We start from the raw sequence: 12,964 nt of genomic DNA, 5'->3' as shown, positions 1-12,964 counted from the left end.
GCGGAGCCAATGGAGAAGGCCGGGAAAAAAGCGAAGGAATCGAGAACGGTAATGACGCAAATTATTTTTCCGCTGGATACGAATCATCACGATACGATGTTTGGCGGCAAAGTGATGGAGTATATGGATAAAGTGGCCGCCATCGCGGCGATGCGTCATGCCCGGATGCAGGTCGTAACCGCTTCGACAGACAGTCTGGACTTCGTAGCTCCTATCAAGGTCGGCGAGGTCATCGAGATCGAGGCTTACGTGACGAGGACGAATCACAGCTCAATGGAAGTATATGTATCCGTCCAATCTGAAAATTTGTTTTCGGGCCATAAGACGACGACGGTTACCGCTTTCTTCACATTTGTAGCTCTGGATGATTACGGCAAGCCCGCCCAGGTCGCGCCGATTATTCCGGAGACTGAAGAGGAATGCAGCCTGTACGAGAGCGCTCCAGAGCGTTATATGCTGCGGAAAAAAAGAATCAGACAGCGAAATCTCACCGTCTAGTGGCTCGGATTGGACGTGACATGATAGAATAGAAGGACGAAAGCTTTTTAGCAGGGGGAAACAGAGATGGGAAACATATTGACTAGCGAGAACGAATATTTGCAGCTGCTGAGGCATGTGCTCAAGGATGGAGCGAAGAAGGAAGACCGTACGGGGACGGGAACGATCTCCGTATTCGGCTATCAGATGCGCTTTAACTTGCAGGAAGGCTTTCCGCTGCTGACAACGAAGCGCGTGCCTTTCAAGCTCATTGTGAGCGAGCTGCTGTGGTTCATTAAAGGCGATACGAACATCCGTTATTTGCTGGAGCACAACAATAACATTTGGAATGAATGGGCATTTAAGAAGTGGGTGGAGAGTGCTGATTACAGCGGTCCTGATATGACGGATTTCGGCCTTCGCTCCCAAACCGATGAAGCGTTCAATGCGTTGTACGAGGAACAGATGTCGGCATTCAAGTCTCGGATCTTGACCGATGATGCTTTTGCAGCCCAATACGGCGAGCTAGGTAACGTTTACGGCAAACAATGGCGTGAATGGCAGACAACAAGGGGAGACAGCGTCGACCAGCTGAAGGACGTTATCCGCACGATTAAAAGCAATCCGGATTCCAGACGACTGATCGTTTCCGCGTGGAATCCGGAGGATGTGCCGACTAATATGGCACTGCCGCCATGCCACACGATGTTTCAGTTCTACGTATCGGAGGGCAAGCTCTCCTGCCAGCTCTACCAGCGCAGCGGCGACATTTTCCTCGGTATCCCGTTCAATATTGCTAGCTACGCGCTGCTGACGCATCTTATTGCGCATGAATGCGGGCTGGAGGTTGGCGATTTCATCCATACGCTGGGCGATGCCCACATTTATTTGAACCATCTGGAGCAGATTAATACGCAGCTGGAACGGGAACCGCGTGACCTTCCGCAATTAAAAATTGACCCGTCAGCGGGATCGATTTTTGATATCGGGGTGGAGCAATTATCCATCGAGAACTATACGCCGCATCCGACGATTAAAGCGCCGGTAGCGGTGTAAGCGGGAGGGAGAAACGACATGTCTATTACGATGATAGCGGCGATGGACCGCAACCGTACGATCGGCTTCGGCAATCGGCTGCCTTGGAAGCTGCCCGCTGAAATGGCGTATTTCAAAAAAATGACGACCGGCAAGACGGTTGTTATGGGCCGCAAAACGTTTGAATCGCTGCGCAGCAAGCCGCTGCCTAACCGCCGAAACGTCGTCTTAACGAGACAGGAGGAAGCTTCCGAGGAAGCTTCCTTCGAGGGCTGCGAGACGGTACGTTCGGTGCAAGAAGCAATTGACCGTTTTGGCGATGAAGAATTAATGATTATCGGCGGGGCCGAAATTTACGCGCAATTTTTACCTGTTGCAGACAAGCTTTTGCTGACTGAGGTACAGACCTCCGTTCCGGAGGGAGATGCTTATTTTCCGGCATTTTCACTGGAGGAGTGGACGCTCGTTCATCAGGAACCGGTAGCGGGTGATGAAGCTAATGCTTACTCATTTACTTTCCAAACCTTTACACGTACGGGACAGACTGGCTTGTAATACGAACGTTATGTCAGAAAGTGCAAATGATTGTACGGATAATCCATATGCGGTTTTAAGCTGGAATGATACGATTTTTAGAAACACTAGGAAACAAATTGTTGTTGAATATTAGTCGTATTCCCGCTATAGTTTGAGAATAAAAAACCGCATAAGCTACGGGAATAACGGATGGAGGAAATGCGAGCATGTCTACACCTACTGGATTTATGGAATATAAGCGCGAGCTCCCGGTTGACCGCGATCCGCTGGAACGGATCAAGGACTGGGATGAATTTCATAAGCATATGTCGAATGAGCAGCTCCGGACGCAAGGTGCGCGCTGCATGGATTGTGGAACGCCATACTGCCATACGGGTATGGAGCTTGCCGGCTCCGCCTCCGGTTGCCCAGTCAATAACCTGATCCCGGAATGGAATAATCTGATCTATCGCGGCTTGTGGCGTGAAGCGCTTGACCGCTTGCACAAAACGAATAACTTCCCAGAGTTCACCGGCCGTGTATGCCCGGCTCCATGCGAGGGTTCATGTACAGTTGGCCTGATCGGTGATCCCGTTACCATTAAGACGATCGAGCAAGCGATTATCGATCGCGGCTTTGAAGAGGGCTGGGTCGTTCCGCAGCCGCCAAAAATGCGCACAGGCAAACGCGTAGCCGTCGTTGGCTCCGGTCCTGCAGGCATGGCTTGCGCGGCGCAACTGAACAAAGCAGGCCACTCCGTAACGGTATATGAGCGTGCAGACCGCATCGGCGGATTGCTCACTTACGGCATCCCAACGATGAAGCTGGACAAAAAAGTCGTACAACGCCGCGTAGACCTGATGACGGAAGAAGGCGTCGACTTCGTAACGAATACCGAAATCGGCAAAGACATTACAGCGACAGAATTGAAAGAGCAGTTTGATGCTGTTGTCCTTTGCGGCGGTGCAACGAAAGCGCGCGACGTAGAGATCGAAGGCCGCGACCTGCAAGGCGTTCACATGGCGATGGATTATTTGAACGGTACAATTAAGAGCTATCTGGACTCCAATCTGGAGGACGGCAACTATATTTCGGCGAAAGACAAGCATGTAATCGTAATCGGCGGCGGCGATACCGGTACAGACTGCGTTGCAACTGCTCTGCGTCACGGCTGCAAATCGATTACACAATTCGGTACGCATGCGAAAGCTCCGCTGGAGCGTGACAGAGTGAATAACCCGTGGCCGCAATTCCCGAACGTGTACACGCTGGATTATGCGCAAGAAGAAGCTAAAGCGCTGTACGGTGAAGATCCGCGTGCGTTCTCGGTGCTGACTAAGAAATTCGTAGGCGAGAACGGCGTTTTGAAAGAGCTGCACACGGTTCAAATCGAGCGTACGGTGGATGAAACCGGCCGCAAAATTTATAAAGAGATTCCAGGCACTGAAAAAGTATGGCCTGCCGATCTCGTCTTTATCGCAGTAGGCTTCGAAGGTCCTGAGAACACGCTGATCAATCAGCTTGGCCTGGATCAAGACCGCCGTTCGAACGTAAAAGCCGCTTATGGCAAATACACGACGAACGTGGACAAAGTGTTTGCAGCTGGCGATATGCGCCGCGGCCAAAGCTTGGTAGTCTGGGCGATTAACGAGGGCCGTGAAGCGGCTCGCGAGGTTGATAAATATTTAATGGGCTCCACTCAGTTGCCTTAATAGCCAACCTGCATTAGTATATTTAATAGCATGAAATGATAAGAAGCGCCTTCGGGCGCTTTTTATTGCTGTAAGCTGAAACAGGAGGCTATTCATTCATGATCAAGTATGGTCTGGACCGTGTGACTGAATTGAAATTTAAAGCGTATGACGTATCGATGGAGAAAAGAGATGGCGGACAGTGGATTGACATCACGCTGCGTTTCGAACTGGACGAAGCTACGCCTGCTCCAGATGATTTGATCGATTTCAGCGGGCTTGTGATTACAACGCTGGGTGGCGCTATCGCTCAAATTGTACCGCAGGATGAGGATACCGATTGCGAATATCAGTTTACGGCATTTGAGAAAGAACAAATACGGACGTATATCGAAAGTGCTGAAATCCAGCACCAGATTGCAAATCTATCTTCCCCAAGCTAAGGAAAGTTGTGGTAAAATCGGTATGAGATGACGTGAAGGAGCGATTCGTCATGACTTCCGAGAAAGCCTACGTATTGTCGCCCTCGGATGTGAGCAGCATCAGGCGTTACGTACAGCATAAATATGCTGCAATGCCGCAGGAGAAGAAAGCGGAGATCGTCGCCGATGCCGTAAACCGCACGATACATAGACAGCTGCCGGCGTTCGATGATGAGGTGAAACGGAGCCTGACGGCTTCTTTGATACGTCAAATTGTCGTTGAACGGCAAATGCCGGTACGCACGGATGATATATTTGAAGCTTGCTTGGACTTGAATCGGGAAGAGGCTGCCATAAGGGAGCCGCTGAGACTATGGATTGAGCAGCAGGCAGGCGCCAGCCTGTCTCCGGAAAGGTTCGACTCGCTAATGGACGAGCTGGCCTCTCCGGAGCCTTTGCATGCGCTTGGAAGCCATGCCGCTTGGGAACGTCTCAAGTCGATGTTGAGCGGTACGGAAGCTTTGCCTGCAAATTCCGGCTCCGGCGTTCTGGCGGATGTGAAAGATCTTCCTGTGCCCAAAAAAATGCTGGCACCGGCCACTCGTATTCGGCCAGTTGTCTATTCTTTGCTGTGCCTGCTGCTTTTTGGCGCTACCTTGGCCTATGGATGGTCCGCTGCATCCAGCAGATTGGGTGACAAAACGGCTGAGCAGCTCAATGAGCCAGCAGGCCCTTTGGCCAAGCCGGTTATAGACGGCTTGCCTGATGAGCTTCGTTACACGAAAGTGGATGAGAAGAAGCTGGCATCCTATCTGAAAGGGAAATCGTCCGTGCTGGCGGAGCAGCCTTATTTGGGGGCCATTATTGCGGCAGCCGAGCAATTTGATATTCATCCTCTGATCTTGTTCGCGATAACGGGACAAGAGCAAGGCTTCGTTCCGACAACGAATAAGCAGGCGAAGCAAATTGCCAATAATCCCTTTAATGTGTTCCACAGCTGGCAGGAGTATAATACAACCATTGATGATTCAGCAACGATAGCCGCAAGAACGATCTTTAATTTAAGCAAAGGACGTCCGGAGGATGTCGACCCGTTCACATGGATCAACCGCAAATATGCGGAAGATCCGGGCTGGTCCAAGGGAGTCCGAACGATATTTGGAACGATGAAGCGTCACTTGGAGACGCCAAGCCAAAGTAAAGAGGCGATAGATTGAAAACGTTAATCATAGCAGAGAAACCGGATATGGGCCGGACGATTGCGTCGGTTATTGAACCGAAGGCAGCGAACCGCAGAACGTACCTGGAGGGCGAACGCTATATCATTACGTGGGCGATCGGTCACTTGGTTGCATTGGCCGAACCTGATCAATATGACGCCCGTTATAAAAAATGGAATGATCAAGATTTGCCGATCATTCCCCAGTCCTTCAAGCTGTGGCCTAACCCCCGCACGAAGGATCAATTGAAGCAAATCGGCGAGCTGGCAAAGCGCTGCGGCAAGCTCGTTAACGCCTGCGATGCGGGGCGTGAAGGCCAGCTTATTTTCCACTATATCCGCCAATATTTGAAGCTGTCGCAGCCGGCTGACCGGTTATGGATTTCGGATTTGACGCCGGAGACAATCCGCAAAGGATTTGATTCGCTGCGCAGCGATTACGATTACGAGCCGCTGACGAAGGCGGCGCGGGCACGAAGTGAAGCAGACTGGCTAATCGGAATGAACGCCTCCAGAGCGTTTACGATTCGCCATAAGGCTTTGTTGTCGGTTGGCCGCGTTCAGACGCCGGTACTGGCTCTGCTTTATGATCGTCATAAGGAAATAACTGCTTTCAAGTCGGATAAGTATTTCGTTGTGAAAGCCTCATTCGATCAAGAAGGCTTCCTCTATTCCGGCATCTGGCAAGGAGACCGTTTAACAGATAAGGAAAAGGCAGAAGCTTTGGCTTCGAAGACGAAGAACAAGCCAGGCGTTATTACCGATTATCAAGTGGCGGAGTCTAAGGAGTATCCTTTCCGGCTGTACGACTTGACCCTGCTCCAACGGGAAGCGAACGGCAAGCATGGCTACTCGGCAAAAAAAACGCTGGATATCGCACAAGCGCTATACGAGAAGCATAAGGTCATTTCTTATCCGAGAACGAATTCCAACTATGTGACGGAAGAGAATCTTCCCGTCATGCAGAAGGTGCTTTCTATGCTCCAAGGAACAGAAACGTATAAGGAGCTGGCAGGGGGAGCGGACCGCAGCCGGGTGCATAAGGGAAACAAAGCAGTGTGCAATCCGGCTAAGGTTGAAGATCACCATGCTATCATGCCAACTCCAAAGCGAGCTTCCGGGCTGAGCCAGGAGGAGCAAAATATATACGACATGATCGTGAGGCGGTTTCTATCGCATTATTATCCGCCCGCGGTTTACAAGAACCATACCGTATTGACGGTAGTGGAAGGTGAGACATTCCGAACCAAGGCGAAGGAGCAGCTGGAGCCAGGCTGGAAGGTCGTGCAGCAGCAGGATGCTGCTTCATCTAATCGTAAAAGCAAGCGTAAAGGAAGCGACGACTCTTCTGGCTCCGATGAAGAGGAACTGGAGACCGATCAGCCCTTCCTGCTGCGGCCGGAGAAACCCGTTCATTGCGTGAAAGCGGAAGCAGCGGAGAAGGAAACGCAGCCGCCGAAGGCTTTTACGGAAGGTACGCTGCTGAAAGCGATGGAGGGTGCGGGCAAGTCGATGGAGGATGACGAGCTGCGCGAGGCAATGAGGGATACAGGTCTTGGAACACCGGCGACAAGAGCGGCAACGATCGAGAGATTGAAGTATGTCGGCTACATTCATCTGGCCGGCAAACGGCTGGATATTACGCCTAAAGGCTGTGCTGCAATTGAACTGATTCGCGGGGCCGGTGTCGAGCTGCTCGCTTCTCCGGAAATGACAGGCAGATGGGAGCAGCGACTTCACCAGATTTCCAAAGGCGAAGCTTCCGATGATCAATTCATTGCCAAGGTGAAACAGTTTGCGACGATGATCGTGGACAAAGTACGCCAGCAGCGTCCAGCAGCTCCGGGGACCTTCGAGGAGCGTGCTTCAACAGGCAACGGCAAGCGGGGAACCAAGGAACGCAGCAGCGGCAGGTCTGGTCAGACCTCGAGAGCTGCGAAGGGTGAGAGCAGCAGCTCAAGGGCAAGAACGTCTTCTTCAGCTTCCTCAGCTGCTGCTAAGAAGACAGCAACAGCTGCTGCGCCTGCCAGCCGGACCGCAGTTGGCGCATGTCCGCGGGCAGGCTGCGGAGGTACGATTATTGAAGGCAATCGCGGCTACGGCTGCAGCTCCTATCGCGAGGGCTGCAAGTTTGTCATTTGGAAGGAACAGCAGGGCAAATCCGTATCGCTTACGATGGTGAAAGCTTTGCTGGAGAAAGGCTCGACCAGCGTACTTGCTTTCAAGCAAGCCAATGGCGAGAGCATAAAGGGAAGACTGGTATTAACAGATCGGAATAACGGAACGGTTATCCAGCAGTCAGCGGATAAGAAGGTTTAAACGAACAAAGAACCGATTCGGGATTGTCATCCCTGATCGGTTCTTTATTTACGTCTGGCGAGAAATATAGCCTTCAATAGCAGTCGGTACTTCAACCAGCTTATCTAATGTAAGGAAGGCGCCCTTTGGCTGGACATCAATCTGAACAACATTGTAATGCCACTCCGATTCCGTCCTCATATGGATAGCGTGAATGCCTGCTGTTAGGGCAGGGACGACATCGGTTCGAATGGAGTTGCCGATCATCCATGTATGGCCGCGGTCAAAGCCGCCGTCCGCCAATATATGCTCAAGCGCCTCGCTGTTTTTATGCTGCCGAATATAAATGCGCGAGCCGAAATAGCTCTCCAGCTGCATTTTTTCGATTTTCCGGCGTTGAATGACGATTTCTCCGCCCGTATATAAATGAAGCTCATGTCCGCTTTCTGCAAGAGAATCCAAAGTCTCTAACATATTCGGATAAGGCTCGGTGTCATGCTCGTAAACGCTTAGTCCCAGCTTCCATAAAAAATCCTGTTCTTTAGCGGAACGCTTGCGTCCGGTCGTATTGCTGAAATGCACGTAAGTATCCACGAAAGATTGAGGGAAATGCTCGCTTTTGAATCCAAATACCGATATGCCTGCGATATCGATCTCGACCTGCTTCGCCCGGATGGCTTCGGCGTTGACGCCCCCATAGCCTTGGAACCAGGTGGATAGCGCATCGGCAAACTGATCAATAACGAGGTAGAAGTATTTGTTGCAATGGATGAGCGTATCGTCCAAATCGAAGAATATATGCTGCTTCATCTTGTAGCACGGCTCCTTTTGACAGTGATTGTCGTATCAACAATCTACCCTAAAGGAAAGGTTTCGTCAAATGAAACCGAAGGAGTACTATACAATTTGTTACATAAAACATGCCATTCCTCCTCATAATGAGGATGGAGGTGAAGATGATGCCATTCAATAAAAGCGATAAAAAAGACAATCAGCATAACCAATCCAGCATTAAAGAAGAAGCGATAAGCACAAAGGAAAACAAAGCGGCGAACCGTCCTCCCAGTCTTAACGGAATAAACAAGCAGCTGCCGTAATGAACGCAGCGGGGGCGGCGAATGACGGCAACTGCCTCCGCTTAGGCATATTTCAATTGCGATGCGGTTAATTGGTTCTTGATGAAAATAATGCGGCGGCGGATATAGAAGTCAAGGCTGTCGCCTTTCAAGTCCTTGGGCGAGATCACCTCCTCCGAGCGGTTGTCGATAATCGTTAACTTTCCGTCCGAGTAGAACTTGAAAGTCAAGTCCCGACGCGGCCAAGCTTTTTCCTCATACCGAAAGTTCTCACAAGTGCTCTTCATGGTGATCCAGCCTCCTTAATATTCAAATGGATGATTTATAAAGTCAGAACATTTGTTCTATTTTCATTATAGCAAACATTTGTTCGGGTGGAAACTATTTTTTGTTTCCCTTAAACTAGATTCATAGACTCAGCTTGTGAGTGACGGAGGGGCGCAAACGAATGATAAATGTAATCAATCTTTCTAAAGTAATACCGGGCGGACCGAAAGTGCTGAACAAGATCAGCTTCGAGGCTTATCCCGGCCAATTCATTGCGATAAAGGGTGCCAGCGGCAGCGGGAAGTCGATGTTGTTGAAATGCTTGGCCTTGCAGGAGAAATGGACGAGCGGAACGTATCGTTTTGACAATGTGGATGTGTTGAAGCAGGGCTTCACGGCAAGAATGAAGGTTAAGCGTGAAATCGCTTACCTGGAGGAGAAGCCGCAGCTGTTCCAGTCGAAAACCGGATTGAAAAACGTCATTATTGGTTCCGTCACACAGACGCCGGCATGGCGCAGATGGACAGGCATGATGCGCAACGACGACTATATGGGCGCAATGGATACGATCGAAAAGCTGGGTCTTCTGGATAAGGCCCATCAGCAAGCGCAAAAAATGAGCGGCGGCGAACGCCAGCGTATCGCGATTGCCCGGGCGCTTGTCCATGGAGCGAAGGTGATTGCAGCGGACGAGCCTGTTGCTGGTCTTGATCCGCATGCGGCAGACCGTGTTCTCGGCGACCTGAAGAAGCTTTGCCAGGAGCAGGGCGTTATCGTCATTGCGGTCATGCATCAGGGGGATTGGGCCGAACGTTATGCCGACCGGATACTGGGGTTGAATAACGGGGAGCTCGTTCTAGACATTAGAGGCAGACGGCTGACCGAACGGGAGAAAATGATGCTGTAATTTGCCAATTGCATGGCATGAGCTTTGACATCCGCCGCATAGAATACACCATCTACTTAAATGGGGCAGGTGTCGAATGAATGGCATTTCAATCTCCTGTAGTCGTACAATCTTCCCGGGCTGCTTTTCCGAAAGCGGTATTATGGCTCCCTTATGTGAGCGGCGGACCGAATGAAGCGGCGACGAAGCAAATGAACGAGACGATTCGGCTTGGCGCCCAGCAGCTTGTAGCCGATCAGGGCTCGCTGGATGATCCCCGGTCTGAGATGCAAGGCTTCTACGAAGTGAAGACTAACGAAAAAGATATATTAAGCCTGTCGCTGTACAACTATGCTTATACAGGCGGTGCGCATGGCTTAACCTTGCAGAAGCCGCTGACATTCCGCGTATCGACGGGCCATTCCTATAAGCTTAGCGAACTGTTCAAGCCGGGGAGTGATTATATCAGCCGGTTGTCTGAGCTGGTAAAGGCGCAAATTGCGGCGAGAGATATCAGTACGCTGGAACCGTTTAAGTCCATCCGGGCGGATCAAGACTTCTACGTCGCCGATCGCGCACTCGTTATTTTTTTCGCATTGTATGAGTTAACGCCTTACGCTTACGGCTTTCCATATTTTCCGATTTCGGTATTTGACATTCAGGACATTATCGACGAGAACGGTCCGCTTGGTCCAATGGTGCAGAACAACTAGAGGATCCGGTTCAATGGACCGCCTATAATGCCATACTGCAAAGGGGCTGGTCCGCATGAGCAGGCTTTCCTGGCTCGGAATCATTCTGAACGTACTGCTAGGCCTTATATTCCCTTTCGTTCTGGTCGGAGGCATCGTGCTGATCTACGGCTTTATGTCACCGCCAACCGGAGTTCAACGGATCGAAGGCGTTGCCATCTTGCTCGTCTATCTATCGTCGCTGATTGCGATTAATGTAACCGTGCTTCGTAAGCTGTCAACGGCTAAAGAGCGGTGGTACAGGCTGCTTATTCATGCGATGTGGTTCATTGCAGCCCTTATAGCAAGCTTTATCTGGCTTCGCATCAGAGGATGATGCGAAGCTTTTTCGTTTGCTGCCAGCGCTATATCATGAACATCAAAGCGCCCTCATACATTAGTCGCATGGGGGTGTTGCGATGGTATTCGTATGGCTAGGCATGCTGCTGTTCGTGTTCGTCTGCGTGATTGCAATGGCTATTGCTTTCAAAGTGCAGCAAAGCATCCGGGCAACCCGTCATTGGAGTATGACCAGCCGTGCCGCGTATATTCAGGCGCAGCAGGATAAGCATGATTTGAATTTATTCGGCATCGCCCAGCAGCTTCGCCGCAGATTCGGCGGGTTCAGTGTATTTGGCTTATCATTCAATACCTTAGGCGTTATCGCCGCTTCAGTATTGTTTCTTGGACCTGCTTTGCAGAAGGGAGGACCGTCCGTCGTTGCCATTGGCTTGCCGATTGCCGCGCTGTTCGCGCTTGCTGTGAGCGCCGCATTGGCTCAGCTGGCGTCAGCTGTACCGACCTCTGGAGGCGTCTATCACTGGGCATCGGCCATAGGCAGAAGAGTATGGGGCTGGTATGCAGGCTGGTTCCAACTGGCTGGCAGCCTGGCGATGAATGCGCTTATGAGCGGTGCTTGCGCATATGTTCTGGATCAGGCCTTAGCTGCTAAATTCAGCTATGCGAGCCAATGGTGGACGACAGGCTTGCTTGCGCTTGCGGTCATTGGGACACAGGCGGCGGTTAACCATTGGGGAGTAGCTGTGTCAGCAGCCATTCAACAGGCAGGCGTGTGGCTGCAAATCGTTGTTGTGCTTGCTATATTGGCCGGCTTGGCGTATTTATTCTGGCCGGGCGTCTATTCACCGGCTTTGCTCTATACGTTTCAGAATGCAAGCTTGGATGGTCATGTCGGGCTGTGGCCGTTTATAGCTGGCTTACTGCTGCTGCAGAAGCTGTTTATCGGGATGGATGCAGCCGCCCATACTGCGGAAGAAACACATGATCCGCGAATACGAATTCCTTGGGCAATCTTTTTATCTACCGTATACAGCTATATTATTGGGTTTGTCCTCCTATTATTCATCCTGCTTGTTTTGCCCGCAGTGCTTCCCTCGGAAGAGGGGGGAGGAGGCATGTTTCTGAATGCGGCGCTGCAAGCAGTTGGCGGTTCACCCGCCATTATTTATGTGATTGCAGCCGTTCTCTGGTGCAGCGGCTTCGGATCACAGGCAGCAGCCTCCCGGTCTATCTTCTGCATGGCCCGAGACAATGCGCTGCCATTTACCCGCATCTGGATTAGGCTGACGGTCAGCCAGTCGCCGAAAGACGCCGTCTGGCTGGCTGCAGCGCTGAGCATCGGCTTTCTGAGCTTCGCTGCAATGGTCAGAGGCGATCAATATCCAATCGTATTATTCAGCTTTGCGCTGCTTTGCCTCCATGTTTCTTACGCGATTCCAATAGCTATGCTGCTAAAGCTGAAAGGCAAGCATAAGCTGCTGCATGATGCTCCCTGGCGGCTGGGCGGGTGGGGTATGGCTGTATACTGGATCGCTTTTGTCTGGCTTGCTATAACAGCCGCGCTGTCTGTTGCTGCCGTTAGCTATTGGGGAATATGCGGCGCCGTCTTGCTGCTGGGGCTGACCGCTATGGCAGATCGCAAGTACCGTCATCGTCATCTTGCCAAGCTGCAAAGCCGGTTAAAAAGGCCTCGTGGCGAAATCATCCGAATTGAGCGAAAATTCCATCTACATTAATTAGCTGCTGCAGGCGGGAAATGTCAGAGGGGAAATTGGGAAATGATCCGATTTTCTATTTCCCGGGGAAGCGCATAAAGTTACAGGATGAATAGCTTTTCGACAGCGCATGATGGTTTGATACTAATAGTGTCGAAAGCGGGATGGCGCATTCAACATGTATTTTATTTGATTAATAATTAACAACATTAATCAGTATACAAAAAGTCTATATTAGCAGTGACGGGCTTGTCTCCATTTCTTTTGCCATCTTCTCCCTTATACGATTATAATAGGGATATGGATTTGCTGGCAGAAAGGGGATTGTCCA

14 protein-coding genes are annotated in these 12,964 nt (G+C 50.9%); 12 read left to right on the top strand and 2 right to left on the bottom strand.

Going from position 1 to position 12,964, the window contains the following annotated elements; genetic code table 11:
* Window positions 1-9: 9 nt before the first annotated feature.
* The 7 genes from ACFVVF_RS04170 (at window position 10) to ACFVVF_RS04140 (ending at window position 7,679) form a co-directional block, all read left to right on the top strand.
* A complete protein-coding gene (locus ACFVVF_RS04170; protein WP_387805651.1) occupies window positions 10-498 on the top strand; it encodes an acyl-CoA thioesterase in 489 nt (162 codons plus the stop codon).
* 75 nt (window positions 499-573) lie between these two features.
* Window positions 574-1,533, top strand: coding sequence for a thymidylate synthase (locus ACFVVF_RS04165; protein WP_387808821.1), 960 nt, complete (start codon window positions 574-576; stop codon window positions 1,531-1,533).
* Between the two features lie 18 nt (window positions 1,534-1,551).
* Window positions 1,552-2,067, top strand: coding sequence for a dihydrofolate reductase (locus tag ACFVVF_RS04160; protein WP_387805649.1), 516 nt, complete (start codon window positions 1,552-1,554; stop codon window positions 2,065-2,067).
* A 188-nt stretch (window positions 2,068-2,255) separates the two neighbouring features.
* Complete coding sequence (locus tag ACFVVF_RS04155; protein WP_387805647.1) at window positions 2,256-3,740, top strand: glutamate synthase subunit beta; 1,485 nt, start codon at window positions 2,256-2,258, stop codon at window positions 3,738-3,740.
* Window positions 3,741-3,838: 98 nt separating this feature from the next.
* The gene (locus ACFVVF_RS04150; RefSeq protein ID WP_387805645.1) at window positions 3,839-4,162 is read left to right on the top strand and encodes a hypothetical protein; all 324 of its coding nucleotides are present in this window, start codon (window positions 3,839-3,841) and stop codon (window positions 4,160-4,162) included.
* A 50-nt stretch (window positions 4,163-4,212) separates the two neighbouring features.
* A complete protein-coding gene (locus tag ACFVVF_RS04145) occupies window positions 4,213-5,358 on the top strand; it encodes a hypothetical protein (protein WP_387805643.1) in 1,146 nt (381 codons plus the stop codon).
* Window positions 5,355-7,679 carry a type IA DNA topoisomerase gene (locus ACFVVF_RS04140; RefSeq protein WP_387805641.1) on the top strand — a complete coding sequence of 775 codons (2,325 nt, stop codon included), beginning with the start codon at window positions 5,355-5,357 and terminating at the stop codon, window positions 7,677-7,679. The genes ACFVVF_RS04145 and ACFVVF_RS04140 overlap by 4 nt, the downstream gene beginning before the upstream one ends.
* A gap of 48 nt (window positions 7,680-7,727) precedes the next feature.
* Here the strand turns inward: ACFVVF_RS04140 and ACFVVF_RS04135 are convergent, their stop codons facing one another.
* The gene (locus ACFVVF_RS04135) at window positions 7,728-8,468 is read right to left on the bottom strand and encodes an HAD family hydrolase (protein WP_387805639.1); all 741 of its coding nucleotides are present in this window, start codon (window positions 8,466-8,468) and stop codon (window positions 7,728-7,730) included.
* Window positions 8,469-8,614: 146 nt separating this feature from the next.
* Between ACFVVF_RS04135 and ACFVVF_RS04130 the strand changes: the two genes are divergently transcribed.
* Window positions 8,615-8,755 (top strand): hypothetical protein, encoded by a 141-nt coding sequence (locus tag ACFVVF_RS04130; protein ID WP_387805637.1) that lies wholly within the window; start codon window positions 8,615-8,617, stop codon window positions 8,753-8,755.
* A gap of 41 nt (window positions 8,756-8,796) precedes the next feature.
* On the opposite strand, the gene ACFVVF_RS04125 is transcribed toward ACFVVF_RS04130, so the two are convergent.
* The gene (locus tag ACFVVF_RS04125; protein WP_387805635.1) at window positions 8,797-9,021 is read right to left on the bottom strand and encodes a hypothetical protein; all 225 of its coding nucleotides are present in this window, start codon (window positions 9,019-9,021) and stop codon (window positions 8,797-8,799) included.
* A 161-nt stretch (window positions 9,022-9,182) separates the two neighbouring features.
* On the opposite strand from ACFVVF_RS04125, the gene ACFVVF_RS04120 reads away from it, so the two are divergent.
* The 4 genes from ACFVVF_RS04120 (at window position 9,183) to ACFVVF_RS04105 (ending at window position 12,654) form a co-directional block, all read left to right on the top strand.
* Window positions 9,183-9,908, top strand: coding sequence for a phosphonate ABC transporter ATP-binding protein (locus ACFVVF_RS04120; protein ID WP_387805633.1), 726 nt, complete (start codon window positions 9,183-9,185; stop codon window positions 9,906-9,908).
* Window positions 9,909-9,988: 80 nt separating this feature from the next.
* A complete protein-coding gene (locus ACFVVF_RS04115; RefSeq protein WP_387805631.1) occupies window positions 9,989-10,600 on the top strand; it encodes a DUF3298 and DUF4163 domain-containing protein in 612 nt (203 codons plus the stop codon).
* A 55-nt stretch (window positions 10,601-10,655) separates the two neighbouring features.
* A complete protein-coding gene (locus ACFVVF_RS04110; RefSeq protein WP_387805630.1) occupies window positions 10,656-10,955 on the top strand; it encodes a hypothetical protein in 300 nt (99 codons plus the stop codon).
* Window positions 10,956-11,037: 82 nt separating this feature from the next.
* Complete coding sequence (locus tag ACFVVF_RS04105) at window positions 11,038-12,654, top strand: amino acid permease (RefSeq protein ID WP_387805628.1); 1,617 nt, start codon at window positions 11,038-11,040, stop codon at window positions 12,652-12,654.
* Window positions 12,655-12,964: the final 310 nt, after the last annotated feature.

The sequence above is a fragment of the Paenibacillus sp. NPDC058174 genome (assembly GCF_042883865.1).
In the GTDB taxonomy this organism is placed as follows: domain Bacteria; phylum Bacillota; class Bacilli; order Paenibacillales; family Paenibacillaceae; genus Pristimantibacillus.
Note: the sequence above shows the minus strand (reverse complement) of the source record. Positions and strands in the feature narration are given on the sequence as shown.

What these genes read in the sequence shown, in the direction of transcription:
- ACFVVF_RS04170 (WP_387805651.1), top strand. Translation starts at nt 10, where the DNA reads ATGGAGAAGGCCGGGAAAAAAGCGAAGGAATCGAGAACGGTAATGACG.
- ACFVVF_RS04160 (WP_387805649.1), top strand. Translation starts at nt 1,552, where the DNA reads ATGTCTATTACGATGATAGCGGCGATGGACCGCAACCGTACGATCGGC.
- ACFVVF_RS04155 (WP_387805647.1), top strand. Translation starts at nt 2,256, where the DNA reads ATGTCTACACCTACTGGATTTATGGAATATAAGCGCGAGCTCCCGGTT.
- ACFVVF_RS04150 (WP_387805645.1), top strand. Translation starts at nt 3,839, where the DNA reads ATGATCAAGTATGGTCTGGACCGTGTGACTGAATTGAAATTTAAAGCG.
- ACFVVF_RS04145 (WP_387805643.1), top strand. Translation starts at nt 4,213, where the DNA reads ATGACTTCCGAGAAAGCCTACGTATTGTCGCCCTCGGATGTGAGCAGC.
- ACFVVF_RS04135 (WP_387805639.1), bottom strand. Translation starts at nt 8,468, where the DNA reads ATGAAGCAGCATATATTCTTCGATTTGGACGATACGCTCATCCATTGC.
- ACFVVF_RS04130 (WP_387805637.1), top strand. Translation starts at nt 8,615, where the DNA reads ATGATGCCATTCAATAAAAGCGATAAAAAAGACAATCAGCATAACCAA.
- ACFVVF_RS04125 (WP_387805635.1), bottom strand. Translation starts at nt 9,021, where the DNA reads ATGAAGAGCACTTGTGAGAACTTTCGGTATGAGGAAAAAGCTTGGCCG.
- ACFVVF_RS04120 (WP_387805633.1), top strand. Translation starts at nt 9,183, where the DNA reads ATGATAAATGTAATCAATCTTTCTAAAGTAATACCGGGCGGACCGAAA.
- ACFVVF_RS04115 (WP_387805631.1), top strand. Translation starts at nt 9,989, where the DNA reads ATGGCATTTCAATCTCCTGTAGTCGTACAATCTTCCCGGGCTGCTTTT.
- ACFVVF_RS04110 (WP_387805630.1), top strand. Translation starts at nt 10,656, where the DNA reads ATGAGCAGGCTTTCCTGGCTCGGAATCATTCTGAACGTACTGCTAGGC.
- ACFVVF_RS04105 (WP_387805628.1), top strand. Translation starts at nt 11,038, where the DNA reads ATGGTATTCGTATGGCTAGGCATGCTGCTGTTCGTGTTCGTCTGCGTG.